This is a genomic window from Curtobacterium sp. 18060, from assembly GCF_902706105.1.
Taxonomy (GTDB): Bacteria; Actinomycetota; Actinomycetes; order Actinomycetales; family Microbacteriaceae; genus Curtobacterium.
Genome location: NZ_CACSJV010000024.1, coordinates 1 through 18,738, shown reverse-complemented (window position 1 = coordinate 18,738; position 18,738 = coordinate 1). Strand labels below are relative to the sequence as shown.

Genomic DNA, 18,738 nt, shown 5'->3' with positions numbered 1-18,738 from the left:
CGACCGAGGGAGACCACCGTGCACGTCGTCATCGTCGGCTCCGGCATCGCCGGACTGACCGCAGCGATCCGTGCCAGCGCCGTCCACGACGTCACGCTGGTGACGAAAGGCGCGCTCGCCGACAGCGCCACCGCGTACGCCCAGGGCGGGGTCGCGGTGGCGCTCGGAGCCGACGACTCGCCGGCACTGCACCAGGCCGACACCCACGTCGCGGCAGCCGGCAGCGCGGACGCGCGCGCCGTCGAGGTCCTCTGCACCGACGGGCCGGCCCGGGTCCGCGACCTGCTCGCCCTCGGTGTGCCGTTCGACCGCTCGACCGACCCGTCGGCACTCGACCGGTACGGCGACGACCTGGCCCGCGGGCGCGAAGCCGCGCACGGACGCTGGCGCGTGGTGCACGCCGACGGCGACGCGACCGGCGCGGCGATCGAGCGTACGCTCATCGACGCGCTGCACCGCCAGCACGTCACGATCCTCGAGCGCACCTGCCTCACCGACCTGGTCGTGCGCGACGGCACCGTCGTCGGCATCGACGTCCTCGACCTGCTCGGCGAACCCCGACGGATCGACGCCGACGCCGTCGTGATCGCCTCCGGGGGAGCGGGACACCTGTACCGCGAGACCACCAACCCGCTCGTGGCGACGGGGGACGGCGTGGCCGCCGCGTGGCGTGCCGGAGCGGTGGTCGCTGACCTGGAGTTCGTCCAGTTCCACCCGACCCGCCTCGCGGTGCCGGACGGCGGGCTCGTGTCCGAGGCCGTCCGCGGCGAAGGAGCCGTCCTCCGCGACGCGCGCGGACGCCGCTTCATGACGGCGGTGCACCCGGACGCCGAGCTCGCTCCACGCGACGTCGTCGCCCGCGGCATCGCCGCCGCCGTCCGCGACCAGGGCGGCGCACCGGTGCTCCTCGACGCCACCGGACTCGGCGCGGACTTCCTGACCGGACGCTTCCCCGGACTCACCCGGGCCACCCGTGCGGCCGGTTTCGACTGGACCCGACAGGGTGTGCCGGTGTCCCCGGCGGCCCACTACTCGATGGGCGGCATCGCCACCGACGCCGAGGGGCGCACCAGCCTCCCGGGGTTGCTCGCGATCGGCGAGGCCGCGTGCACCGGGGTCCACGGCGCGAACCGACTGGCCTCGAACTCCCTGCTCGAGGGGCTCGTCTTCGCGGTCCGCGCAGCGGACGCGGTCGCCGGAACCCGGCCCGGCCTGCTCCGCCTGCGGGGGAACGCAGACCTGCGCGTGACCAGCGTTCCCCGAGTGGCGGACGTGATCCGCGCCTCCCGTCAGGCCCTGCCTGGAGGCGCGACCCACCTCGACGACGTCGGTGCCGTCCGGCAGGCGGTCCAGGCCGTCATGACCGACCGCGTCGGGCTGCTGCGTGACGCGACCGGACTGGCGAGCGCCCGGCGCGACCTCGACGCGCTCACCGCGCCCGCCACCGGCGGCGTGCGCGAGCACGAGGACCGCGCACTGCTCGACCTGGCACGGCTGGTGGCGCTCGCCGCCGAGACCCGCACCGAGTCCCGCGGTGCCCACGCCCGCACCGACCACCCCGACACCGATCCGGCAGCCCCGGCCTCGTACGCCTGGGTCGCCGAGACGGTCACTCGACACATCGCCGTTCCGCAGGAGGTTCCCGCATGACCATCGACCCCGGCACCATCCCGCCGCACGCCCTCCGCCGCGTCATCGAGACCGCGCTGGAGGAGGACGCGCCCTGGGGCGACGTCACCAGCGAGACGCTCATCCCGGCCGACGCGACCGCCACGGCGACGCTCGCGGCCCGTGAACCCGGAGTACTGAGCGGCGGGACCGTCTTCGTGGCGGTCATGCACGCGGTCGACCCGTCGATCCGGGCCACCCTGCACGCCGACGAGGGGGCCGCGTTCACCGCTGGCGACACGCTCGCCACCGTGACGGGATCGGCGCGTTCGGTGCTCCGCGCCGAGCGGGTCGCGCTGAACCTGGTGCAGCGCATGTCGGGGATCGCCACCGCCACCGCGGCCCACGTCGCGGCCGCCGCGGGCACCTCGGCGCGCATCGTCGACACCCGGAAGACCACGCCAGGGCTCCGTGCGCTCGAGCGGTACGCCGTGCGCTGCGGCGGCGGGCACAACCACCGCACGTCGCTGTCCGACGCCGTGCTGGCCAAGGACAACCACCTGGCCGTGCTGCTCGCCGGCGGCATCGGCATCGGTGACGCGATCACCGCAGCACGGCAGCGACTCGGGCACACCGTGCACGTCGAGGTCGAGGTGGACCGCATCGACCAGATCGAGCCCGTCGTCGCGGCGGGCGTCGACACGATCATGCTCGACAACTTCACGCCGGCCGAGCTCGAGACGGGTGTCGGCATCGTCGCGGGTCGCGCGCTCGTCGAGGCGTCGGGCGGGGTGTCCCTCGACACCGTCGCGGCCATCGCCGCGACCGGGGTCGACGTCATCTCGGTCGGGGCGCTCACGCACTCGGCCCGGGCGCTCGACCTCGGGCTCGACATCGCGGTGACGGCCGGGGACTGACCGTGTTCTACCTGGACCGGGCGGCCACGACCCCCGTCCGCCGCGAGGTCCTCGAGGCGATGTGGCCGTACCTGACCGGGGTGTTCGGCAACCCGTCGTCGACGCACGGTGTCGGGGACGAGGCCGCGCGCGGGCTCGCGGCCGCACGGGCCACGGTCGCCGGCGTGCTCGGCTGCCGACCGGCCGAGGTCGTCTTCACCACGGGTGGGACCGAGGGTGCGAACACCGCGGTCAAGGGGATCGCGCTCGCCGCCCCACGCGGACGCCACGTCGTCACCAGTGCGATCGAGCACGAGGCCGTGCTCGAGAGCTGCGCCTACCTGGCACGTTTCCACGGCTTCGACGTCACGGTGCTGCCGGTCGCGTCGGACGGCCTGGTCGACCCGTCGGTGCTGCGCGCGGCGCTCCGGCCGGACACGACCCTCGTGTCGATCGCGCACGCCGACAACGAGATCGGCACCGTGCAGGACGTCCCGGCGCTCGCCGCCGAGGCCCACGCGGTCGGCGCGCGCTTCCACACCGACGCCGTGCAGTCCGCGCCGTGGCTGCCGGTCGGGCTCGACGTCCTGGGCGTCGACGCACTGTCGCTCTCCGGGCACAAGCTCGGGGCGCCGAAGGGGACCGGCGTGCTCGCGGTCCGGTCGGGGGTGCCCGTCGAACCGTTGCTGCACGGCGGGGGACAGGAACGGGGCCGACGCTCCGGCACCGAGGACGTCGCCGGCGCGGTGGCGGTCGCGACGGCGCTCGGGCTGGTGGCTGCCGGCGGTGCTGCTGCCGCCGGTGGTTCTGCTGCCTCTGGCCCTGCTGCCGCCGGTGGTTCTGCTGCCTCCGCCGCCGCGACGACCGTCCGTGACGCCGTGCTCGACGGGGTGCTCGCCGCCGTCCCCGGCGCGTTCGTCACCGGATCGCGTGAGCACCGGCTGCCCGGGCACGCGTCGTTCTGCTTCCCCGGGGTCAACGGCGAGACCGTGCTGCTCGAGCTGGAACAGCGCGACGTCGTGTCCTCGTCGGGCAGTGCCTGCGCCGCCGGCAGCACCGAGGCGTCGCACGTGCTCACCGCGCTCGGGATCCCGGACGAGGTCGCCCGGACCGCGCTCCGACTCACCTTCGACGGTTCACTCGCCGCGGAGGACGTACCGGTCGTCGTCGGAGCCGTCGCGGACGCCGTGGCCACCGTCCGTGCACTCGGCTGACGTGTCGAACGCAGGGTGTACTAGACGTTCTACTCCATGAGTGGGGTCGTGTCCCCCCTTATGCGGACACGGAATCTGCGCCAGAGTGTCCACATGGCAAACGTGATGATGACCCGGACACGACGGGACGACCGCTTCCGAGCGGTGCAGCTCCTGCCCGCACCGGCGACCCTCGTCGCGCTCGCCCTGGCTGCGCAGCACGACCTCGGCACCGCCCCCCTCGGGCTGATCGCCGCCGTCGGAGCGCTCGCGACCGTCGGGAGCGCCCTGCTCCCCATGATCCGACCCGCCGCCGCTCGACGATCGATGCCCGCACCGATCGAGACGGACCGGTACCGAGAGGACACCGAACACCCTTGAGGTCCGACACCGCCCGGCTCCTCCCGTGACCCGGCCGGTGCCCCAGACCGGATGCCGATACCCCTGATCGACATCCGGAGCGGGGCGCGACGTTCCCCCTGTCGTCGCGTCCCGCCACACACCGCGACCCGCCGTGGGCCGACGTCGACCCCCTGAACGACGTCAGTTCCCCTGCAGCCCACGGCGGGCTCCCGGTGTCTCCCGCTCCCGCTACCGTCGGGGCATGCCCTCGTACCGTGTGACCCTGGCGATCGGCGCGCTCGCTGCCGGCACCGCGCCCGACGCCGTCCTGCCCGCTGCGGCCCGGCTGGTCGCCGAGCACGCCGTGGTCGAGGCGCAGGACGTCCGTCTGCCGCGCGGCGTGCCGTGCGCGGTCGTCCGGTTCGAGTCCGACGACGACGCCACGGCAGCGGTCGTGCGCGACCGGGCCGTGCACGGCCTCCGCGACGTGGTCGAGATCCGCTCCGACGTCGTCACGCGCCGCGACGGTGCGCGGTGGATCCCGGTGGCGTGACGGCTGCGGCCGTGCTGCCCGGTGCGTCCGGCGTGCCCGGCCAGACGTAGTCGAGGTCGTCAGGCGCATCCGGGAACAGTGCGCGGTAGTGCTCCGGCGCCTTCTGCACCAGCTTCGAGCGGTGTGACGCGTGCAGGGCCTCGTCGTCGTTCCACGGCGGGATCGGGACGTCGCCGCGCTCGTACGCCGCCAGGTCCTCCGGGACCCGCCCGAGGTCCAGCAGCGTCTTCTCCAGACAGGTGTCCACGTGCCCGCGGTCGAGCCAGACGCGGCACGTCGCCTCCTGGTACGCCATCAGCGCCGGACGGTAGCCGCGCCACATCGCGGTGACCGGGTGGTGCTGCCAGCCGTACCCCGGCAGCGTCAGCGCTCGCATCACCTGCAGGGTCTCGACGCGCTGCTTGCCCAGGCGCCGGTCGTCGAGGACCTCGGCAGAGGCCCGGAAGTCGGCGTACGGCAAGAACGTCTGCATGCCGCGGGACGGTACCCGTGGGGCCTGGCACCCGACACATGTCGTCACACGCGGACCGCCTCGGTGGCAGGCGTGTGAGCATCGACCGCATGAGTGGAGAACTGGTCGTCGGCGTCAGCGGTAGCCCTTCGGACCCCTCGAGGACGTCCACCCTGGTCGCGGCCACGGTGGCGCGCCTCGGGCAGGAGATCGAGGGAGCCCGCACCGAGACCATCGAGATCGGCCCGCTCCTGGCCGACCTCGGTGCCGCGTCCTCGCGCGAGGCGATGTCCGAGCGCACCCGGGCGGCACTCGAGACCGTCGAGGCCGCCGACGTGCTCGTCGTCGGCAGCCCGGCGTTCCGCGCCGCCTACTCCGGCGCGTTCAAGCTGTTCTTCGACTGGATCGGGCAGTACGACCTCGTCGACACCCCGGTCCTGCTGACCGCGACGGGCGGCAGCGACCGTCACGCCCTGCTCGTCGAGCACCAGATGCGCCCGCTGTTCGGCTTCTTCCAGTCGACGACGCTGCCGATCGGGGTGTTCGGCAACGAGCGCGACTTCACCAAGCGCGAAGGTGGCTACGACATCGGCAACGTCGACCTCGAACTCCGCATCGACCAGGCCGTGCGCCGGGCGATCCCGATCATCCGCGGGGGCTTCGCCACCGCCGGCCTGGCCGACGTGCGGCGCCCCGCGGACTTCTGACACGGGGCCGCCGCTCTCCCGCGCGTTCCTGGTCGATTCGGGCGTACCTGGTCTGGAGTTCTCACCAGGTACGCCCGAATCGACCTCGCATCGCAGATGTCGTGGGAAAGAACGCCTACGGAGCGGGGACGGTGACCGTCTCGCCCGACACCGCCGACCGGCGCGCCGCGTCGAGCACCTCGACCACGTGCACCGCGTCGTCGACGGGCACCGGCACCGGACCGAGCCCGCGGACGGCACGCGCGAACCGCTCGTAGTAGTCCGTGTAGGAGCTCTGCGCCGACGGGACGTCGACCGTGCCGGACTCCGTCGTGAGGGTCCCGGGCGAGGGCTCGACTCCCCAGGTCGACCGGTCGTCGGCAGGTGACGCACCCGCCACGGCTGCCTGTGCCTGCACGTCGGTGCTCGTGGCCTCGTACGTCCCGTCGACGCCGTCGAGGCGGAGCTGCCGTGCACCCAGCCACCCGGCCTTGTTCGACGTCAGGACGGACTCGACACCGGACACGTGCGTCGCTGCGAGCGTGAAGCCGGCGTCGATCTGGCCGTCCTGGTCACGGCCGAGCGAGCGGGCATCGCGAACGTCGAGCGTGCAGGACACCCGGGCGATCGGTCCGAACAACGACACGGCCTGGTCGACCAGGTGCGAGCCGATGTCGGAGAGCACGCCGCCGCCGATGCCGGTCGCGATGCCGTGCCGCTCGACCAGGTCGAAGCGGGACCAGAAGCGCAGTGGCGTCCCGACCCGTCCGGCGTCCAGCACGCTCCTGAGGGTCGTGAGGTCGGTGTCCCAGCGGCGGTTGTGGAAGGGCGTGATCACGACGCCGGCGTCGGCCGCGGCCTGCCGGATCTCGTGCGCGGTGGCCGGGTCCGGGGCGAACGGCTTGTCCGCGACGACGGCGACCCCGGCGGCGATCGCCTGCAGGACGAGTTCGCGCCGGGTGGACGGGGGAGTGGTGACGACGACGGCGTCGACGCCCGCGGCGATCAGGTCACCGAGGGAGTCGTGCACGGTGACGCCGGGCAGGTCGGTCGCGAGCTGCTCGCGCTTCGCGGCCGAGCGGGCGACGACGCCGACGAGGTCGATGCCTGCCGCGTCCAGCAGGAACGGGCGGTGGAACGCCCGCCCTCCGATGCCGTAGCCGACGAGTCCGATGCGCACTTTGTCCATACATATGAACCTAGCGCGTCCAGCCAGAGTTGGGAACGTTCCAACGAGGCGGACGGGAGGCCCGCTGCGGCCCCGCCACGGGCCTCCCGTCCGCCTTTTGCGCACGTGTCGGGCGCGACGTGCGCGCGTGACGGGCGTGACGGGCGCGACGTGCGCGACGTGCGCGACCGCCGGGTTCCACGACTTGCCGTCCGCGTGGCGCCGAGGTTCCACTCCGGGGCGGCAGCGGCGCCGAGGTTCCGAGATCTCGGAACCTCGACGGGGCGAGAGACGCCCGTGCGGCGTGACGGGCGTCAGGCGATGAGGGACGCGACGTGTGCGACGGCCAGGCGGTAGCCGTCTGCGCCCGCGCCGGCGACGACCGCGGTCGCGGCGGTGGCGACGTGGTCGACGTGCCGGAAGGGCTCGCGCTTCCACGTGTTCGACAGGTGCACCTCGACGACCGGGACGGACAGCGCCTCGACCGCGTCGTGCAGCGCGACCGAGGTGTGTGCGTAGGCCGCGGGGTTGATCACGACCGCGGCGAAGTCGTCGAGGGCCTCGTGCAGCCACTCGACCAGTTCGCCCTCGCGGTTCGTCTGCCGGAAGTCCGCGTCCAGCCCGTGCACGGCCGCCTCGGTGTGCACGATCGCCTCGAGCTCGGCGAGCGTCACGGTGCCGTACTGCTCCGGGTCGCGCCGCCCGAGGATGTCGAGGTTCGGTCCGTTGAGGACGAGGATGCGCGCCTGGTCGGTCATAGGGCGAGCCTAGCGATCGCGGGCCACGGGGTACCGCCGGCAGACACATGCCTCGGCTATGTGAACGGTCACAATTCGGTGTAACGTCTCCGTCCGGGTCGGCGGAGTTGTCGACTGCAACACACTGACGTGGAGATGTTGAATGGTTCTCGCTGCAGCGAACGAAGGGATCCGGCTCGACTTGGGCTGGGTCGACTACCTGATGGTCATCGTGTACTTCGCGGTCGTCATCGGGATCGGGTTCACCGCCCGCAAACAGGTCCGGACGAGCATGGACTTCTTCCTGTCCGGGCGCTCGATGCCGGCGTGGATCACGGGCCTGGCCTTCGTGTCCGCGAACCTCGGTGCGACCGAGATCCTCGGCATGGCCGCCAACGGTGCCCAGATCGGCATGGCGACCCTGCACTACTACCTGGTCGGCGCGGTGCCGGCCATGGTGTTCCTCGGGCTCGTGATGATGCCCTTCTACTACGGCTCCAAGGTCCGGTCGGTGCCGGAGTTCATGCTCCGCCGCTTCGGCAAGGCCCCGCACCTCGTGAACTCGATCGCGTTCGCGGTGTCGAACGTGCTCATCGCGGGCATCAACCTCTACGCCATGGCCATCGTCATCGAGGCGATGCTCGGCTGGCCGGAGTGGCTGGCCATCGTCGTGTCCGCCGGCTTCGTGCTCGTCTACATCACCCTCGGCGGGCTCTCCAGCGCGATCTACAACGAGGTCATGCAGTTCTTCGTGATCATCGCCGGGCTCATCCCGCTGACGATCGTCGGCCTGCACCGCGTCGGCGGCTGGGACGGGCTCAGCAAGGCGATCACCGAGACCCAGGGCGTGCAGCACCTGCAGGCCTGGGCCGGCACCGGCTTCGGTGACGTGACCAACCCGATCGGCGCCAACTGGCTCGCGATCGTGCTCGGCCTGGGCTTCGTCCTCGGCTTCGGCTACTGGACCACCAACTTCACCGAGGTGCAACGCGCGTTCTCGGCGAAGAACATGTCCGCGGCACGCCGGACCCCGCTCATCGCCGCGATCCCGAAGCTGTTCATCCCGGCCATCGTCGTGATCCCCGGCCTCATCGCCGCGGCGGTCGTCGGCAACCAGTTCGCCGACGGCTCGCTCACCTACAACGACGCGATCCCGAAGCTCATCCAGATGTACCTGCCGACCGGTGTCCTCGGCGTCGCGGTGACCGGCCTGCTGGCGTCTTTCATGGCCGGCATGGCGGCCAACGTCTCGTCGTTCAACACCGTCTTCACGTACGACATCTGGCAGCGCTACATCAAGCCGAACATGCCGGACATCCACTACCTGAAGACCGGTCGCTGGGTCACCGTCGTCGGCGTCCTGGTCGGCATCGCGACCGCGTTCATCGCGGCCCAGGCGTCGAACATCATGACGTACATGCAGACGCTGTTCTCGTTCTTCAACGCGCCGCTGTTCGCCGTCTTCATCCTCGGCCTGCTCTGGAAGCGGATGACCACGCAGGGTGCGCTCTGGGGCTACGTGCTCGGCATCGTCACGCCGACGATCACCTGGATCGCGTACCTCGTGAACCCGGACCTGTTCGCCACGGCGACCGCAGAGACCCTGTACGGCGCGATCATCTCGTTCGTGACCGTCCTGATCGTCGGGTTCATCGTCTCGATGTTCACCACGCCCAAGGACGAGAAGGAGCTCGGCGGTCTGGTCTACGGCATCGGCAAGATCGACCTGCACGGCGACTCCGTCGCGACCGACACCGCCTGGTACCGCTCGCCCGCGCTGCTCGGCACCGTCGCACTGATCCTGTGCGTCGTCCTGTACCTGCCGTTCCTCTGATCCGCGAAGGAGATCACCGACCATGAGTGACACCACCACCCCCGGCGCGCTGACCGAGGAGCAGAAGGCCGCCCTCGTCCGTTCGACCCGTCGTCTCGACCTGCGCCGCATCCTCGGCGGCCTGTTCGTGCTCTACGGCGTCATCGTGACGATCGTCGGCATCGTCCACTGGGACACCGACCCCGAGAAGACCGGCGGCATCCACATCAACCTGTGGGTCGGACTGTCGATGCTCGTCGGCGGCCTGCTGTTCTTCCTCTGGGACCGCCTGAACCCGGTGCCGGCCGAGGACATCATCGGCCAGGCCGAGGCCGAGGCCGACCAGAAGGCTGCCGGCGAGGGCCGCGCGTCCGCCTGACCTCGGGCGCGCGCCACTGAGCCGACTCGGAACGACGAAGCCGCTGTCGCTCGACAGCGGCTTCGTCGTTCCGAGTCGGTGTCCTGGATCACTTGACGTGGCCCGCGCTGGACTCGTAAAATTGATATGTCGACCGCGTGCTGCTCGGTCGAAAGTGAGCCCCGGAGAATCCTGCAGCCAGCGCGGGCCCGGGGTATTGCGTTTCCCGTACCGCGACGGAACGGTTGCGCATCGCCGCGCCACGGGCCAGGTTGAGCGTGACGAAAGGAACCTCCCCATGGACACGATGGTCTTCATCAACTTGCCCGTCACCGACCTCGACCGTTCGAAGGCGTTCTACGAAGCCCTCGGCTACTCGATCAACCCGATGTTCAGCGACGACACCGCTGCGTGCATCGTCATCAGCGACACGATCTACGTCATGGTGCTCACCCACGCGAAGTTCGCCGACTTCACCGACAAGACGATCGCCGACGCCGGCACCGTCGAGGTCATCAACTCGCTCACCGCCGGGTCGAAGGACGAGGTGCACCGCATCGTCGACGCCGCCGTCGCGGCCGGCGGGAGCGAGGACCGCGCGCCGATGGACCTCGGCTTCATGTTCCAGCGGAGCTTCACCGACCCGGACGGCCACCGGTGGGAGTACGTGTGGATGGACCCGCAGGCCGCCCAGGACGGCCCGCCAGCCGAGTGACCACACGGCTGGCAACGACGGTGTCGGCGGCGCACGCCAGGATGGTGCGATGAGCACCGAGCCCGCAGCCACCGAGCCCGCAGCCACCGAGCCCGCAGCCACCGAGCCCGCAGCCACCGAGCCCGCAGCCACCGAGCCCGCAGCCACCGAGCCCGCGCTCCACTCCGACCTGGTGATCGGCGACGACGGACTCGCCCGGCCGGTGTGGGCATCGACGGACGAGCTGCTCCGCGACTACTACGACACCGAGTGGGGCATGCCGGTGCGGGACGAGCGCGGCGTCTTCGAGCGGCTGTCGCTCGAGGCGTTCCAGTCCGGCCTGTCCTGGCGCACGATCCTGGCGAAGCGTCCGGCGTTCCGTGCGGCGTTCGCGGACTTCGACCCCGACACCGTCGCGGGCTTCGGCGAGGACGACGTCGCTCGGCTGATGGCCGACGCCGGCATCGTCCGGAACCGGGCGAAGATCCTCGCGACCATCACGAACGCGAACGCGACGGTCGCCCTGCGGCAGGACGGCGGGCTGTCCGACTTCGTCTGGTCGTTCCGTCCGGCGACGACGCCCGAACCGGAGTCGTACGCCCAGGTCCCGACGACCTCCGACGAGTCCGTCGCACTGTCGAAGGCACTGCGGAAGCGCGGCTTCGCGTTCGTCGGTCCGACCACGATGCACGCCCTGATGGAGGCGCTCGGCATCGTCGACACGCACCTGCTCGGCAGCCACCGGCGCGGGACCTCGGGCGTCTGGAACTGACCAGGACGCCGACCCCACCGCCGGCGAGGGCACCGGGCTAGGGTCGCGGCATGAGCACCGACCAGCCGAACCCGCGCGTGCGTCCTGTCCACCCGGCCGACGCCGACGTCGTCGACGTGCCCGTCGACGTGCCCGCCCCCGCGCCGGACACGGCCGGGGACGCGGCGACGGCGCCGGGTCACGACCCCGCCGAGGTCCGGATCGCCTTCCTGCTCTTCCCGGACCTGACGCAGCTCGACTTCACCGGCCCGGCGCAGGTGCTCTCCCGGGTGCCCGGCGCACGCGTCGAGTACGTGGCGGCGACGCTCGACCCGGTGCCGACCGACTGCGGGTTCGCGCTGGTCCCGACGACGACCATCGCCGACGCGGGTCCGGCGGACGTCCTCGTGGTCCCCGGCGGTGACGGTGCCTTCGACGCGATGCTCGACCCCGAGGTCATCGGGTTCGTCCGGCGCGAGGCCGAGCGCGCCACCTGGGTGACCTCGGTCTGCACGGGTGCGTTCGTCCTCGGTGCCGCGGGGCTCCTCGCCGGCAAGCGTGCGACGACCCACTGGGCGTCGAAGCCGATGCTCGAGGCGTTCGGGGCGCAACCGGTCGACGAGCGGATCGTCGACGACGGCGCGGTCGTCACGGCGGCCGGCGTCAGTGCAGGCATCGACATGGCGCTGTGGCTGGCGGCCGAGCTCGCGGGGCGGGCAGCGGCCGAGGCGATCCAGTTGCAGATCGAGTACGACCCGCAGCCGCCGTTCGACGCGGGCTCCGCGGAGCGCGCCGACGCCGTCGTGGTCGCCCGTGCACGGGCTGCGGCCGAGGCAGCTCGCGGGGACCGGGTCACCCGCGCAGCGGCTGCCGTCCTGCCGTGACGACGCAGCTGCCCTGACGAAGCACCTGCCGCGACGACGCGGCTGAACCCAGCGGCAGAACCCTCAGGCCAGCGGCTTCTGCATCTGCGTCGCCGTGACCTCGTACCCGAGCGAGGCGTACAGGTCTTGCGCGCCGGTGTTGTAGCCGAACACGTTGAGCCCGATGCTCGTCGCGCCGTGCTCCGCTGCGGCCTGGTGGCCGAGGTCGAGTGCGCGGCGCGCGTGCCCGCGACGACGGTGCGGTTGGTCGATCTCGACGTCGAACACCCACCAGTCGGTCCCGCCCGGAGCGAACGGCCCGATCCAGAGGTACCCGACCGCGGTGTCGTCCTGGTCGAGGACGTCCCACACCAGGTGGCCGTCGGCCGGGGCCCCGCCCGGGAACCACTGGTCGAGCGACTTCTGCTTGTTCGCCTCGGCCTGTTCGCGGGTCTCACCCGCCTGCATCCTCGACGCCACGTACTCGGCCATCGTCCGGTCGAGCCAGGCCGGGAGGCGCGTGGCCGGCATCTCCTGCAGGCGCGTGTCCGTCATCGGTTGCCCTTCGAACCCCGGCTCGGCTTGCCGCGCATCTTCCCGCGGCCGGGGGTGGGGCCCTTGCCGGTGTTGGACTTCTTGCCGCTGCCGGACTTGCCGCTGCCGGGCGACTTGGCCTTCGCCTTGCCGCCGGCGCCTCCGGCACCCGCTCCGCCCTTGGCCGACCCGCCCTTGCCTGCTGCGCCCTTGCCCGACCCGTCGGAGCCGCCACCGGCCTTGGAACCGCCGCCTGCCGCACGCAGGGCCTCTTCGACGTCGCGATCGGTGCCGGTCGGCTGGTTCCGCGAACTGTTGGCGGTGCGTCCGCGGACCACGCCGATGAACTCCTCGGTGGTCTCGGTGGCGTCCTCGTCACGCCAGACCAGCGCGATCTGCGTGCCGGGGGCGCCGAAGAGCGGGCGCGCGACGAGGTCCTTGCGGCTCGCCGCGCGGAAGAGCGACTGGGGGAGCACGACCACGCCGACGTTCGCCTCGACCAGGTCGAGCGCGGCGGCGATGTCGGCCGGCACCGGACCGGCGTCGACGACGTGCACCTCGGCGTCGGCGAGGTCCACCTCGGCCAGGTCGGCGAGGGGGGAGTCCTTCGGCATCGCGACCACGGCCGTCTCGGTCCAGAGCGGGATGGCGTTGTGCTGGTCGGAGACGGGCATGCGTGCGAAGACCATGTCGACCTCGCCGGCGAGCGTGTCGTCGACGTCGTCGGACCCGATCGGCCGCAGCCGCAGCTCGATCGAGGGGTGTCGATCCCGCCAGACACGGGCCCACTTGGCCGGGGAGACCCCGGGCACGAATGCGATGGTGAGTGCCGCGGTCATGCAGACGAGCATAGGGGCCGTACTCTAGGGGGCATGGCGCAGGAACAGACCATGAAGCCCGAAACGGCTGCGAAGAAGCTCGGCATCTTGCTGGCGGCCGCTCCGGAGTCCTTCCAGGGCGCTCCCGTCACACGGACCGCCTTCGACGAGCTCCGGACCGAACCCCCGACGTGGCTCGAGGACCTCCGACGCGACGGCCCGCACCCGCGACCCGTCGTGGCGCAGAAGCTCGGCATCTCGATCTCGGGGCTGACCCGTGCGGGGATCGACGACGCGCTCACCACGGCGGAGATCAAGACGCTGCTCGAGCAGAAGCCCGAGTGGCTCGTCCGCGAGCGCGAGACGCAGGCCGCCGTGCACGTCGAGAACGCCCGTGTGAAGCAGGAGCGCGCCGCCAAGGCCGCTGCCCGCGCCGAGGACTGACCCGCCCGGCACCGCGCCGCCGCAGCTGAGGACCCGCCGTGCACGAGACCGTCGCCGACGCCATGCTCGTCGTGCCGCAGTTCGCGTCAGTGTGCTGCATCGTCGGGGACCGCTACCGACCGCGCCCCGGCGTGATCGTGCCGGCCGCGGTGATGCTCGTCGCGATGCTCATGCCCGTCGTGCACGCGGGCGCGGTGTGGACGCTGTTCGCGGCGACGCTCCTGCTGTTGCTCGCACCGCTGCCGGTGATGCGCCGACGCCGTGCCGACGGCCGCCGCGCCGAGCCGATGGACGTGCACCGCGCGCTGTCGGCGGTCGTGATGGCCGGCATGCTCCTGATGGGCCACGCGACCGGCGTCGCCGACGGGCACGCGGGACACGGCATCGCGTTGTCCGCGGTGCTCGGTGCCGGCGTGATCGGCTACTGCGCGTTCAGCGGGTGGCTCCTGCGGTACGAGTGGGCGCAGGAGGACCGCCGGGCTGTGCGCAGCGGCGAGGTCTTCGCGATGACGGTCGCCGTCGTCGGCATGACCCTCGCGATGTAGCGCTCGAGCGTCGTCGGGGTCAGTCGGTCGTGGCCGACGAGTCGCCCGAGTGCGTGACACGGTCCTTCGCTGCGCGGATGGTGTCCTTCGGCACCGGCGGCACGCCCCGTCGGATGCCTCGGAGTCCGACGACGAACAGGACGGCGGTGACGACGGCGAACACCACGAACGTGATCCCCGTCGCCGCCCAGATCGGCAGCGCCAGGGCCAGGAGTGCCACCACGAGGCCGGCCAGCAGCACGAGTGTGGTCAGTGCGAAGGCCACCGCGGCGCCGGTGAGCACCAGCCCGGTCTTCGCGCCGTTCGCCCGTTCGCTGATCTCCCGCCGAGCCGAGGCCACCTCGTCACGGACGGCGCGCAGCACGGGTTCCAGCGCCTTCTGCACCAGGCCGGCGGTGACGGTGTCGCGGAAGGACGGCTTGCTGCTGGTCGTGGTGTCGTCGTGGTCCGTGGTGCTCATGGGTCTCCTGTCCGGGGCGCGGTGATCGCGTCCACCTGCTGTGACGCGTCCGGTCCGATGATCGTCACGTCGGCGGCGGCGCGCTCGGTCGCTTCTCAGCTTGCGGAGCCGCCGGTAGCGGCGGGCGCGACCGCCGGGAGGCCCGCCCCGCGTCGACGACGCAGGACGGGCCTCCCGGGGTGGTCGGGCCGAGAGCCCTACTCGGCGATCTCCTCGAGGTCGTCGATGCCACGGGCCGCCGCCGCTGCGCGGCGCGCGCGCATCGACGGGGCCGCGAGCGCGGCGAGCACGGCGAGGACCGCCACGCCGGTGCACGCCCAGAACCCGATGGTGAAGGCGTCGTCCGTCGGCAGACCCTGCGGGGTGCTGTGCGAGGTGATGAGCGCCGCGATGACCGCGGTGCCGACGCTCGAGCCGATCGTGCGGACGACGGTGTTGGCGCTGATGGCCTCGCCGGTCTGGTTCGCGGGGACGCTCTCGATGATGGCGTTCGAGCACGCGGCGAGGGCCAGGCCGATGCCGATGCCGGTCAGGATGCCGGAGACGACGACCTGCCAGAGCTCGCCGTGCGCGATCGCGGGCAGCAGGAACGCCGCGACGATGGCGATCCCGCCGAGCAGCATGGGCGGCTTCGGACCGACCTTGCGGACGAGGATGCCGGCGATCGGCCCGGCGACGATCATCATCAGGACGGTCGGCAGCAGGAAGAGACCGGCCTGGGTGACGTCCTTGCCGAAGCCGTAGCCGAGGGCGCTCGGCAGCTGCAGCAGGGTGGGCACGAGCACGAAGGTTCCGAACATCGCGAAGCCGAAGACGAGCGCGACGACGTGGGCGGTCCAGACGCCGCGGACGGCGAACAGGCGGACGTCGATGAGCGGTTCGGCGACGCGGAGCTCGACCAGGACGAACGCGACCAGTGCCACGGCGCCGAGGACCAGCAGGCCGATGGTCTTGCCGTCACCCCAGCCCCAGGTCTCGCCCTCGCTGACGGCCAGCAGGATCGACACGAGCGAGACGGCGAGGACGAACGTGCCGACCATGTCGAGACGGCCGGGCTTGCGGACCGGCGACTCCGGCATGCCGAAGATCGCGCCGAGCAGGGCGATGACGACGAGCACGGCGGGCAGCCAGAACAGCCAGTGCCACGACAGGTGCTCGACGATCGGGCCGGCGGCGACGATGCCGACGCCGGCGCCGATGCCGAAGATCGCGGAGAGCAGACCGATCGTGACGCTGACCTTCTCCTTCGGCAGCTCGTCGCGGACGATGCCGATCGACAGCGGCATCACCGCGCCGGCGGCGCCCTGCAGCGCACGGCCGACGATGAGGACGCCGAGGTTCGGTGCCAGCGCGGCGAGCACGGCACCGACGAGCAGGATCGACAGCACGACGATCAGGACCTTGCGCTTGCCGATCATGTCGCCGAGGCGGCCGAGGATCGGCGTGAGCACCGACGCGGAGAGCAGGTAGGCGGTGAGCACCCAGCTCGTCGCGCTCGTCGAGGCGCCGAGGTCCTGTCCGATGGTCGACAGCGCCGGGGCGACGAGCGACTGCAGGACCGCGAACGACAGACCGCCGAGGGACAGGTAGACGATGATCGCCGTGCTGTTCGGCCGGTGTCCGGCGGTGGTGGGGTGCGAGCCCGTGCGGGGGCTCTGCATGGTGTCGGTCATCGTGCTCCGTGTCTCGGGTGATGTAAACAATTGCTGACTTGACGAGGGTACGCAGTTCTCACGCGATGTCAACACTTGCTTACATCCCGGGTCGGGCCGGTACGCTTCGACCATGAGCAAGGACGCCGCCGCCACCCGACTGCTGCTCGTGCGGGCGGCGCGGCACCGGTTCGCGTTCGACGGGTACAAGGCGACGACGGTGCGCGACATCGCCGCCGACGCCGGGGTCAACGTCGCGCTGATCAACCGCTACTTCGGTTCGAAGGAGGGGCTGTTCCGTGCCTGCCTCGACCGGGTGGTGCAGGACCTCGGGGTCGAGCAGCCCGTCGAGCGCGGCCTCGAGCGCGCGCTGGCCGGCCTGGTGTCACACGTGGTCCGCGCGCCGACCGACGACGACTCCCTCCAGCTCATGCTGCTGCTCCGGTCCTCCGGCGACGACGGTGCCGACGCCATCCGCCGCGAGACCCTCCGCCGGTACGCGGAACGGCTCGCCACGGCCGTCGGCGGCGAGGTCACCGAGGAACTGCTCGTCCGGGCCGAGATCGCGCTGTCGGTGGTGCTCGGGATGACGATGCTCCGGCGGTCCACCGCTGTGGAGCCGCTCGCGTCGGCCGACGACGACGTCGTGGCCGGGGCACTCGACGACGCGCTCCGCGCCCTGCTCGCACCGTCGCGGTAGCGTCGAGCCGTGTCCGACCGACCAGCCCGCCGTCCCGACCCCGCCCCGCGCCTCGACGAGGTCGACGAGCGCATCCTCTGGACCCTGGCCGGCGACGCCCGGATCCCGAACAACCGGCTCGCCGCCGCGGTGGGCATCGCGCCGTCGACGTGCCTGACCCGGGTCCGGGCCCTCGAGGACGCCGGGGTGATCCGCGGCTACCGGGCCGAGGTCGACATCGCGCGCCTCGGCTTCTCGATCGAGGCGATGGTCTCCGTCCGGGTCCACGCTGCGGCCCGCCACGAACTCCGGGACTTCGCGAAGCGACTGCTCCGGGTGCCCGTCGTGCAGGACGTCTCGTTCCTGGCCGGCGACAAGGACTTCCTCGTGCACATCGCGTGCGAGTCGACCGAGCAGCTGCGGGACTTCGTCGCCGACGAGCTCAGCGGCGACCCGTCGGTGGCGACGACCCAGACGAACATCGTGTTCGAGCGGCTCGTCGCCGACCGGTCCACGCAGGGCCGCTCGTTCGACGAGCTCCGCCGCTGGCGCGCCTGACGAGCCCGCCCACGCAGACGCGCCTGACGCGCCGGTCCGGTCAGCGCTGCCGGGTCATCGGGACGTGCGGGATCCGGTCCTCGAGGTACTCGTCCCCGGAGCGCACGAACCCGAAGCGGGCGTACCACTGCTCGAGGTGCGACTGGGCGCCGAGGGCGATGCTCGCGGAGCGGGACTCGGCGATCGCGGCCTCGATCAGCTGCCCCGACAGACCCTGCCCGCGGGCGTGCGCCGCCGTGACGACGCGGCCGATGCGCTCGGTGCCGTCGGGTTCGCGCAGGAGCCGGAGCGTGGCGTCCACCGAGCCCTGACCCGCCCAGAACTGCACGGTGCCGGGCTCGAGGTCACGCCCGTCGATGTCGCCGTACGCGGCCCCCTGCTCGACGACGAAGACGTCCTGTCGCAGGCGGAGGATCTCGTGCAGCGTGACGATGTCCAGGTTGCGGGTCGGTGCGGAGAAGATCGAGACCACGGACGGCCTTTCCTGAGAATTTCTTCCAGAACGGGGTGCGTTCCGGAGCGGACCGGCGTACATTGCCGGTCAACCACTCTACGTGCGCAGCCGAGTTCAGGAGGTGAGCGCATGGACACGACGTCGCGCGCCCCCTGGCTCGCGGTGCTCCGGATCGCCCTGCTGGGCGTCGGGACCCTCGCTGCCCTCGTGCTGCTGTCCCTGGCGTTCGGGGCCCGTCCGGCCTCGGCTGCCGAGGCCGCGTCCACTCCGCCCGCCCAGACGCAGCAGCGCGGGATCGTCAGCGGTGTGGTCGACGGGCTCGGCGAGACCGTGCACGACGTGTCCGGCGGTGTCGGACAGGTCGTCGGCGGCGTCGTGGACCCCGTCCGCGCAGCGGTTGCGCCAGCTCCGAAGCAGGCACCAGCACCAGCACCGGCACCGGCACCGGCACCCCCGAAGCCGGCCCCGGCACCCCCGGCAG

The 18,738-nt window shown here is 71.9% G+C and carries 23 protein-coding genes and 1 pseudogene; 16 read left to right on the top strand and 8 right to left on the bottom strand.

Annotation, left to right across the window (positions count from 1 at the left end; genetic code table 11):
• Positions 1 to 18: 18 nt before the first annotated feature.
• From nadB to GVL05_RS12175, 5 genes are all read left to right on the top strand, one after another.
• Positions 19 to 1,650, top strand: a complete 1,632-nt coding sequence (gene nadB, locus GVL05_RS12195) for an L-aspartate oxidase (RefSeq protein ID WP_159573295.1) — start codon at positions 19 to 21, stop codon at positions 1,648 to 1,650.
• The gene (nadC, locus tag GVL05_RS12190; RefSeq protein WP_159573294.1) at positions 1,647 to 2,525 is read left to right on the top strand and encodes a carboxylating nicotinate-nucleotide diphosphorylase; all 879 of its coding nucleotides are present in this window, start codon (positions 1,647 to 1,649) and stop codon (positions 2,523 to 2,525) included. Before nadB ends, nadC begins: the two co-directional genes overlap by 4 nt.
• Positions 2,526 to 2,527: 2 nt before the next feature.
• Positions 2,528 to 3,718 carry a cysteine desulfurase family protein gene (locus GVL05_RS12185; protein WP_159573293.1) on the top strand — a complete coding sequence of 397 codons (1,191 nt, stop codon included), beginning with the start codon at positions 2,528 to 2,530 and terminating at the stop codon, positions 3,716 to 3,718.
• A gap of 93 nt (positions 3,719 to 3,811) precedes the next feature.
• Positions 3,812 to 4,078 (top strand): hypothetical protein, encoded by a 267-nt coding sequence (locus GVL05_RS12180; protein WP_131921776.1) that lies wholly within the window; start codon positions 3,812 to 3,814, stop codon positions 4,076 to 4,078.
• A gap of 223 nt (positions 4,079 to 4,301) precedes the next feature.
• The gene (locus GVL05_RS12175) at positions 4,302 to 4,592 is read left to right on the top strand and encodes a hypothetical protein (RefSeq protein ID WP_159573292.1); all 291 of its coding nucleotides are present in this window, start codon (positions 4,302 to 4,304) and stop codon (positions 4,590 to 4,592) included.
• Here the strand turns inward: GVL05_RS12175 and GVL05_RS12170 are convergent.
• Positions 4,552 to 5,064, bottom strand: a complete 513-nt coding sequence (locus tag GVL05_RS12170; protein WP_159573291.1) for an MSMEG_6728 family protein — start codon at positions 5,062 to 5,064, stop codon at positions 4,552 to 4,554. The genes GVL05_RS12175 and GVL05_RS12170 overlap by 41 nt on opposite strands.
• A gap of 89 nt (positions 5,065 to 5,153) precedes the next feature.
• Between GVL05_RS12170 and GVL05_RS12165 the strand changes: the two genes are divergently transcribed.
• On the top strand, positions 5,154 to 5,750 hold the full coding sequence (locus tag GVL05_RS12165) for an NAD(P)H-dependent oxidoreductase (RefSeq protein ID WP_165901113.1): 597 nt from the start codon (positions 5,154 to 5,156) through the stop codon (positions 5,748 to 5,750).
• 115 nt (positions 5,751 to 5,865) lie between these two features.
• Here GVL05_RS12165 and GVL05_RS12160 read toward each other — a convergent pair whose 3' ends face one another.
• Positions 5,866 to 6,918, bottom strand: coding sequence for a Gfo/Idh/MocA family protein (locus GVL05_RS12160; protein ID WP_159573290.1), 1,053 nt, complete (start codon positions 6,916 to 6,918; stop codon positions 5,866 to 5,868).
• A gap of 293 nt (positions 6,919 to 7,211) precedes the next feature.
• The gene (aroQ, locus tag GVL05_RS12155) at positions 7,212 to 7,655 is read right to left on the bottom strand and encodes a type II 3-dehydroquinate dehydratase (RefSeq protein ID WP_159573289.1); all 444 of its coding nucleotides are present in this window, start codon (positions 7,653 to 7,655) and stop codon (positions 7,212 to 7,214) included.
• A gap of 142 nt (positions 7,656 to 7,797) precedes the next feature.
• Here aroQ and GVL05_RS12150 point away from each other — a divergent pair, with 142 nt between their 5' ends.
• From GVL05_RS12150 to GVL05_RS12130, 5 genes are all read left to right on the top strand, one after another.
• Positions 7,798 to 9,468, top strand: a complete 1,671-nt coding sequence (locus tag GVL05_RS12150) for a sodium:solute symporter family protein (protein ID WP_123338808.1) — start codon at positions 7,798 to 7,800, stop codon at positions 9,466 to 9,468.
• A 22-nt stretch (positions 9,469 to 9,490) separates the two neighbouring features.
• The gene (locus GVL05_RS12145) at positions 9,491 to 9,826 is read left to right on the top strand and encodes a hypothetical protein (RefSeq protein WP_111084327.1); all 336 of its coding nucleotides are present in this window, start codon (positions 9,491 to 9,493) and stop codon (positions 9,824 to 9,826) included.
• Between the two features lie 277 nt (positions 9,827 to 10,103).
• Entirely contained in the window at positions 10,104 to 10,520 is a 417-nt protein-coding gene (locus tag GVL05_RS12140; protein WP_131845730.1) for a VOC family protein, read from the top strand.
• Positions 10,521 to 10,569: 49 nt separating this feature from the next.
• Positions 10,570 to 11,271, top strand: coding sequence for a DNA-3-methyladenine glycosylase I (locus tag GVL05_RS12135; RefSeq protein ID WP_159573288.1), 702 nt, complete (start codon positions 10,570 to 10,572; stop codon positions 11,269 to 11,271).
• Positions 11,272 to 11,321: 50 nt separating this feature from the next.
• The gene (locus GVL05_RS12130) at positions 11,322 to 12,134 is read left to right on the top strand and encodes a DJ-1/PfpI family protein (protein WP_159573287.1); all 813 of its coding nucleotides are present in this window, start codon (positions 11,322 to 11,324) and stop codon (positions 12,132 to 12,134) included.
• A 63-nt stretch (positions 12,135 to 12,197) separates the two neighbouring features.
• Here the strand turns inward: GVL05_RS12130 and GVL05_RS12125 are convergent, their stop codons facing one another.
• Positions 12,198 to 12,668 carry a GNAT family N-acetyltransferase gene (locus GVL05_RS12125; protein ID WP_159573286.1) on the bottom strand — a complete coding sequence of 157 codons (471 nt, stop codon included), beginning with the start codon at positions 12,666 to 12,668 and terminating at the stop codon, positions 12,198 to 12,200.
• Positions 12,665 to 13,486, bottom strand: coding sequence for a LysR family transcriptional regulator substrate-binding protein (locus GVL05_RS12120; RefSeq protein WP_159573285.1), 822 nt, complete (start codon positions 13,484 to 13,486; stop codon positions 12,665 to 12,667). The genes GVL05_RS12125 and GVL05_RS12120 overlap by 4 nt, the downstream gene beginning before the upstream one ends.
• A gap of 33 nt (positions 13,487 to 13,519) precedes the next feature.
• Between GVL05_RS12120 and GVL05_RS12115 the strand changes: the two genes are divergently transcribed.
• Complete coding sequence (locus GVL05_RS12115) at positions 13,520 to 13,909, top strand: DUF5997 family protein (RefSeq protein ID WP_123292059.1); 390 nt, start codon at positions 13,520 to 13,522, stop codon at positions 13,907 to 13,909.
• Between the two features lie 38 nt (positions 13,910 to 13,947).
• Complete coding sequence (locus GVL05_RS12110) at positions 13,948 to 14,454, top strand: hypothetical protein (RefSeq protein WP_123292060.1); 507 nt, start codon at positions 13,948 to 13,950, stop codon at positions 14,452 to 14,454.
• A gap of 19 nt (positions 14,455 to 14,473) precedes the next feature.
• On the opposite strand, the gene GVL05_RS12105 is transcribed toward GVL05_RS12110, so the two are convergent.
• Both GVL05_RS12105 and GVL05_RS12100 read right to left on the bottom strand, forming a co-directional pair.
• Positions 14,474 to 14,914: a phage holin family protein gene (locus GVL05_RS12105; protein WP_159573284.1), complete on the bottom strand. Its 441-nt coding sequence runs from the start codon at positions 14,912 to 14,914 to the stop codon at positions 14,474 to 14,476.
• 197 nt (positions 14,915 to 15,111) lie between these two features.
• The gene (locus GVL05_RS12100; RefSeq protein ID WP_111084317.1) at positions 15,112 to 16,587 is read right to left on the bottom strand and encodes an MFS transporter; all 1,476 of its coding nucleotides are present in this window, start codon (positions 16,585 to 16,587) and stop codon (positions 15,112 to 15,114) included.
• Between the two features lie 112 nt (positions 16,588 to 16,699).
• On the opposite strand from GVL05_RS12100, the gene GVL05_RS20270 reads away from it, so the two are divergent.
• The gene (locus GVL05_RS20270) at positions 16,700 to 17,266 is read left to right on the top strand and encodes a TetR/AcrR family transcriptional regulator (protein WP_123338818.1); all 567 of its coding nucleotides are present in this window, start codon (positions 16,700 to 16,702) and stop codon (positions 17,264 to 17,266) included.
• Between the two features lie 9 nt (positions 17,267 to 17,275).
• On the top strand, positions 17,276 to 17,803 hold the full coding sequence (locus tag GVL05_RS12090; RefSeq protein WP_123292064.1) for an Lrp/AsnC family transcriptional regulator: 528 nt from the start codon (positions 17,276 to 17,278) through the stop codon (positions 17,801 to 17,803).
• Between the two features lie 40 nt (positions 17,804 to 17,843).
• On the opposite strand, the gene GVL05_RS12085 is transcribed toward GVL05_RS12090, so the two are convergent.
• The gene (locus GVL05_RS12085) at positions 17,844 to 18,275 is read right to left on the bottom strand and encodes a GNAT family N-acetyltransferase (RefSeq protein ID WP_111084314.1); all 432 of its coding nucleotides are present in this window, start codon (positions 18,273 to 18,275) and stop codon (positions 17,844 to 17,846) included.
• A gap of 111 nt (positions 18,276 to 18,386) precedes the next feature.
• On the opposite strand from GVL05_RS12085, the pseudogene GVL05_RS20020 reads away from it, so the two are divergent.
• Positions 18,387 to 18,738: pseudogene (locus GVL05_RS20020) on the top strand (hypothetical protein); the annotation flags it as partial.